Origin of the sequence: Clostridium sp. ATCC 25772, from assembly GCF_001573875.1 — a bacterium.
In the GTDB taxonomy this organism is placed as follows: Bacteria; Bacillota; Clostridia; order Clostridiales; family Clostridiaceae; genus Clostridium_J; species Clostridium_J senegalense.
Genome location: NZ_LFRG01000080.1, coordinates 1 through 6,347 on the forward strand (window position 1 = coordinate 1; position 6,347 = coordinate 6,347).

Below are 6,347 nucleotides of genomic sequence, written 5' to 3' on the forward strand. Positions count from 1 at the left end.
AATTTAATATAAAAATATTAATATTTAAGTTAATAAAAGCAAGTAATGTTAGGAAATGACTGAGTGAGAAGCGGAGTTTATTTGTACATAAATGAGCATTTGAGCGAAGAAAATTGACGACGCAGTACACCGCTTATATTAAATTAAAATCTGGTGATGATGGTTTAGAGGGTAACACTCCTTTCCATTCCGAACAGGCAAGTTAAGCCTCTAGACGCCGAGAGTACTGCACGGGTGACTGTGTGGGAGGGTAGGTTGTTGCCAGGTAATATTCCGCGATAGCTCAACGGTGGAGCACTCGGCTGTTAACCGATAGGTTGAAGGTTCGAATCCTTTTCGCGGAGCCATTTTGGAAACATAGAAGTAGAATATCTACTTCTTTTTTTTATTTAAAAAAATATGAATTCTTAAATATTAGAAAATATATAGTATAATTATGGAATAAGACAATGAAATAATTAAAGTTATTAAGTATTATAAAGGAGTAAGTATATGAGAATATTACATACTGCAGATTGGCATTTAGGAAAAAATTTAGAAGGCTTTAGTAGGATGGATGAGCAGGAAGAATTTTTAAATGATTTTATAGAGATAGTTGAAAGTAATAAAGTAGATTTAATTATTATAGCAGGTGATATATATGATAATAGTAATCCACCGGCAAGAGCAGAAAGAATGTTTTACAACACATTAAAAAAATTATCTAAAAATGGTGAAAGATTAACATTGATAATTTCAGGGAACCATGATAATCCAGATAGATTAGTGGCAGCAGGTCCATTGGCAAGAGAGCATGGAATTATTATGGTAGGAAGGCCTAAATCAATAGTTGAAACAGGTATATATGGTAAACATAGAGTTTGTAATTCAGGGGAAGGATTCATAGAAATAGAAGTAAATGGAGAAAGAGCAGTAATATTAACAGTAGCATATCCAAGTGAAAAAAGATTAAATGAAGTTCTATATGATGGAATGGATGAAGAGGAAGAAAAGGCAAAAAATTATAGTGATAGGATAAAACTACTTTTTGACAATTTAAGTAAAAATTATAGAAAAGATACTATAAACATAGCAGTATCTCATTTATTTGCAATGGGAAGTGAAGAAGCGGGATCAGAAAGAAATATACAACTTGGAGGAAGTTTTATAGTAGATGGAAGTTGTTTCCCAAAAGAAGCACAGTACATTGCATTAGGACATGTTCATAAACCGCAAGTTGTTCCTGGAACTAAGAAAAAAGTTAGGTACTCTGGTTCACCACTGCAGTACAATAAAAAAGAAATAAGTTTTGTAAAAAAATGTTTTATTATAGATATAAAAGCAGGAGAAGAATTTAATCTTGAAGAGATTGAATTTGAAAATTATAAACCAATAGAAATTTGGAGATGTAAAAGTATAGAGGAAGCTATTAAGAAGTGTGAAGAAAATGGAAATAGAGAATGTTGGGTTTATTTAGAAATATGTACAGACAGATATATAAGAGAAGACGAAATAAAATCTATGAAAAGCTTAAAGAAAGACATATTGGAAATTATACCTAAAATTAAAGAAGAAGAAGAAGAAATTGATATGGCGACTTTTTTAGAAAAATCTTTTGAAAGCATTTTTAAGGAATTTTATTTTAAGGAGAGAAAAGTGGAACCACAAGATGAAATTGTAGATTTATTATTATCTATAGTTAAGGATGGTGATGAAAATGAAACCAATTAGTTTAAAAATAAAAGGTTTGAATAGCTTTATAGAAGAACAAACAATTGATTTTAAAAAATTAACAGACAAAGGATTTTTTGGAATATTTGGTCCTACTGGAAGTGGTAAATCTACAATACTTGATGGAATAACATTAGCTTTGTACGGAGAAGTTTCTAGAAAAAGTTCTAATTTTATAAATACAAATTGTAATAGTGTAAATGTACTTTATCAGTTTCAAATATCTGGAACAAAAATTAAAAAATATATTGTAGAGAGAGAGTTTAAAAGAGATAAATCAGGTAACATAAGATCTAAATCAGCTAAAATATTAGATGTGACTTGTGAAGCAGTAGAAGTTTTGGAAGAAGGAGCAAAAAATGTAACTGCAAAATGTAAAGAAATTATAGGATTAGAATTAGATGATTTTACAAGAACTGTAGTATTACCTCAAGGTAAATTTAGTGATTTTTTGAAACTTGAAGGTAAAGATAGAAGAAATATGTTAGAAAGATTATTTAATTTACAAAAATATGGAGATAACTTATCTAATAAGTTGATAGGCGAAATAAAAGAAGAAAGACAAAAATATAATATACTTCAAGGGGAGTTAAAAGGCTATGAAGATATAGATAATGAAAGTTTAAAATTAAAGGAAAAGAGATTAGAATTAGCTTTAAAAAATAAAGAAAATATAGAAAAAGAATTGATAGTAATAGAAAAAGAATATAATAAAAATAGCGTAATTTGGAATCTACAAGAAGAATTAAGAAAAAGTGAACATATTTTTAAGGAGTTAAAGTTAAAAGAAAAAGAAAATAATATTAAGGAAATTAAAATTTTAAAAGGTGAATCTTATTTAAAAATAAAACCTTATATGGATGCTCGCGATGAGACATTAAAACAATATAATATTGAAAATAAAAAACTTAATATTATACAAAAAGATACTGAAAATATAAAAGTTGAAAAAGAAAAATTAGAAGCTATTTTAAAAAAGGCAATAGATAAAAAAGAGAATGAACTTCCAAGTTTAAAAATAAAAAAAGAACGAATTGATGAAGCTGTGGAAGAAGCAAAAAATATTAAAAATTTAAAAAATGAAGCAAAATATTTAGATGAAGAACTACAGGAAAAAGAAAAATTAATAAAAAATATAAATAATAATATAAAAGAATTAGAAGAGGATATTATTATTTTAAATAATGAAAGAGAAGTAAAAGAAAAAAGTATAGATAAATTAAAAGTATCAGATGAGAATAGAACAAAGATAAATGAAGGAGTAATCATTAGTAATGATTATAAATCATTAACTAGTCAAAAAAAGAATTTATTATTAGAAATAAATATATTAGAAGAGAACATGAAAGTTAATAAAAATAACAGATATGAATTAAAAACTAAAATTGATGAATTAAATATTAAGTTAAATGATTTAAAAGAAAAACAGCAAGAGCTAATGGAAAAAAATATCACTAATCCTAAGGAACTGTTAAAATTTCAAGAAGAAATTTCATATTATAAAGGTAAATGGAGCAGATATGACTTACTAATAAAAGAGTTAGAAGAAAATAATGTTTTATTAAAAGACTCTACAACAGAATTAAATTTTAAAACAGCAGAAAGAGATAATTTAGAAAATAGTGTAAAGACATTAAGAGATTATGTAAATAAAATTGAAATTGAAAATATAGCACAATGTTTAAGAGAAAAACTTTTTAAAGGATGTCCATGTCCAGTATGTGGTTCTATAGATCATTCAATAGATAATTTAGAAAGTATTAATCTAAGTAAAAATGATACATCAAAAGAAAGCCTAAAAGAAAATGAAGAAATACTAAAGGAATTTAATGAAAGAATTATCATATTAAAAAACAATATAGATTCTTATAAGAAATCAATAGAACAACAATATTTTAAAATAGAAGAATTAGGAGAAGATTTTAAAAAAGTATCAATAGAAGAACTAGAGGATAAATTTGAATTATTAAGAACTCAATTTGATAAGTATGATAAGGAAAAGAACACTATAGAAAACAATATAAAAGAATTAAGTGAAGATATAAATAAAAAAGATATAGAATATGGCAAGATAGATACAATAGTAACTCAAAATACTGAAAGATTAGAAAAGTTAAAAATACAGTTAAATAAATTAGAAAAACAGATTAATGATGTTAAAATTAATTTAATTAAGTTAAAAGAAGAATTAAAAATAGAAAACTTTCAAGAAATAAGTAAAGAGATATCAGAAAATGATAAGCAAATAACCAGACTTGAAAATAATCTTAAAGAATTAAGACAGGATATATCAAAAAAATTATTAGATAAAGAAAAATTAAATAAGGATGTATCAACGTTAAATGAAAATTTAAAGGAAAAAAAAGTTATATTGCAAGAAAAAAATAAAAGAATAGTAGAAAAAGAAAATTATATTATAAATATAATAGGAAATATTAAAGATTTAACATTAGCAAAAGAAGAGGTAAGCAAACTTATATTAGAAATAGAAAGCAACTATATTAAAGCAGAAAGAGAAAAAAAATCCATAGATGATAAATATAATAAGTCAAATGAAGAATTTGTTGGAGTAAGAACAAATGTTGCAAGTTTAATAGAAAGAGGAAAAAATGATAGAAAAAATCTTGATAAAGCATTAATAGAAGAAAACTTTAGTTGTATAGAAGAAGCAAATGAATATAAAATATCAAGGGAAAATCTAGATATAATAAAAAGAGAGTTTAAAGACTATAATAATGAATTATCTAAAATTATAGGTGCCATAGAAAATTTAAAAAATAAAATAGGTAAGAATAGGTTAACAGAAGAACAATGGCAGGAAATTAAAATATTAAAAGAAGAAAAAAATAAAGAGTTGAAAATGATAGAAGAAGTTGTAATTACTTTAAAATCCGAAACTAACAATATGAAAGAAAAGCTTATGCACTTAAAGGAATTATTAGATAATAAAAAACAATTAGAATACAAAATGAGTTTATTAGATGATTTAGATAAATTATTTAAAGGTAAAAAGTTTGTTGAATTTGTAGCCTATCATCAGTTAAAATATGTATCACTAGAGGCGTCTAAAAGACTAAAAGAAATAACAAATGGAAACTATGGATTAGAAGTAGATGACAATGGTAAATTTATAATAAGAGATTATAAAAATGGTGGGTTTCAAAGGGATGCATCTACATTATCAGGTGGCGAAACATTTTTAGTTTCACTATCACTAGCTTTAGCACTTTCAACACAAATACAACTTAAAGGAACTGCACCTTTAGAATTATTTTTCCTTGATGAAGGTTTTGGAACATTAGATGATGAGTTATTAGATATTGTTATGTGTTCTCTTGAAAAAATTCATAATGAAAAATTGTCGGTAGGTATAATAAGTCATGTAGAGTCAATAAAGAATAGAGTTCCAGTAAAACTTATATTAACTCCAGCTCAATCAGGTCTAGGAGGTAGTAAAGTGAAAATAGAACGAAGTTAATAATAAATAAACTCCAGAATTAATTCTGGAGTTTATTTATTATGTTAGAGATGCATCTATTAGCAAAATCATAAAAACGTTCATTACTAAAACTATATAAACTATATTGATTTAATATAAAGCCAATAGTTGTGTAAAGAGAGTTTAAATTAAGAGAAATATCTAATTCTTCATAGTTACAGTTTACATTAATTTTAAGAAAAATTTTATAGTAATCGCAATAAGAAGAAATACAGTTAAAATTACATAAATTTATACATTTTCCACAATCAGTGCAAAGTTTAGTATCTAAATTTATTTTATTATTTACTATAGTTAAGGCATTATACTTGCACTTATTAATACATGATTTGCATAATTTACATTTAGAAGAATCAATATGTATTTGTGAATAAGGTTTAATAAATATATCATTATTTTGTGATTTTAAACAGTTGTTAAAGCAACCTATGACACCAATGGTTACCTTATGAGGCAAAGATAAGCCTATAGTAATATTTTGAATAGTTGCTGCAATAGATTGGGTATTAGTATGACTATTTTTGCAAACAGTTCCGCGACAAGCTGTTATAGGATGAACAAATTTACCCATTGCAGCTGTAGTAAAATTATATTTTTTGAGTGTATCAAGTACCAAACTTACATCATTTTTGTTTATATAAGGAATTTCTATACAACAACGGGATGTAAGAGTAACATATTCTTTACCATAAATTTTAGCTATTTCATTTAATATGTTTAATTCATCACAAGAAAAATTACCACCGTTACTTAAAATTCTTATAGAATAAAAGTCTTTGTGGTTTTGTTCAAGAACACCTAATGATTTCAAATTAGAAAATTTACCCATAGTTAACTCCTTAATATACATTTAATTAGAAAATAGATAAAAATTATTTGTCTATTTTATAAAACTATTTATTATTTTATTATGTGTCTAATATAAAATTTTGCTTTTAATTTATTAATAGAGTAACAGAGTTAGAAAAAATTATATATAGGTAATATATAATTTGAAGCAAACTTTCCCACGCGTATCAATAAATGAAATTCATAAGAAATATAAAGAAAACAGAAGAAATATAGGAATAATTTAATTAAATAAGGTAAATAATAATAAATGTGGCTTAAAAAGTTTAATATAATAAGTCTTGTCGCT

3 protein-coding genes, 1 tRNA gene and 1 rRNA gene are annotated in these 6,347 nt (G+C 24.9%); 4 read left to right on the forward strand and 1 reads right to left on the reverse strand.

Features of this window, described 5'->3' with window-relative positions; all coding sequences use genetic code 11:
- The first annotated feature begins 149 nt into the window (after positions 1-149).
- The 4 genes from rrf to AZI32_RS16520 all read left to right on the forward strand — a co-directional run bounded on the left by rrf (position 150) and on the right by AZI32_RS16520 (position 5,188).
- Positions 150-267 (forward strand): 5S ribosomal RNA (rrf, locus tag AZI32_RS16505).
- A gap of 5 nt (positions 268-272) precedes the next feature.
- Positions 273-347 (forward strand) — tRNA-Asn (locus AZI32_RS16510).
- A gap of 145 nt (positions 348-492) precedes the next feature.
- A complete protein-coding gene (locus AZI32_RS16515) occupies positions 493-1,710 on the forward strand; it encodes an exonuclease SbcCD subunit D (RefSeq protein WP_061996993.1) in 1,218 nt (405 codons plus the stop codon).
- Positions 1,697-5,188 carry an SMC family ATPase gene (locus tag AZI32_RS16520; protein WP_061996994.1) on the forward strand — a complete coding sequence of 1,164 codons (3,492 nt, stop codon included), beginning with the start codon at positions 1,697-1,699 and terminating at the stop codon, positions 5,186-5,188. Before AZI32_RS16515 ends, AZI32_RS16520 begins: the two co-directional genes overlap by 14 nt.
- Positions 5,189-5,207: 19 nt before the next feature.
- Here AZI32_RS16520 and AZI32_RS16525 read toward each other — a convergent pair whose 3' ends face one another.
- Positions 5,208-6,038, reverse strand: a complete 831-nt coding sequence (locus tag AZI32_RS16525; protein ID WP_061996995.1) for a 4Fe-4S binding protein — start codon at positions 6,036-6,038, stop codon at positions 5,208-5,210.
- Positions 6,039-6,347: the final 309 nt, after the last annotated feature.

Bases quoted from the DNA above. Each gene is read 5' to 3' on its own strand.
- AZI32_RS16525 (WP_061996995.1), bottom strand. From the start codon at position 6,038: ATGGGTAAATTTTCTAATTTGAAATCATTAGGTGTTCTTGAACAAAAC.
- AZI32_RS16515 (WP_061996993.1), top strand. From the start codon at position 493: ATGAGAATATTACATACTGCAGATTGGCATTTAGGAAAAAATTTAGAA.
- AZI32_RS16520 (WP_061996994.1), top strand. From the start codon at position 1,697: ATGAAACCAATTAGTTTAAAAATAAAAGGTTTGAATAGCTTTATAGAA.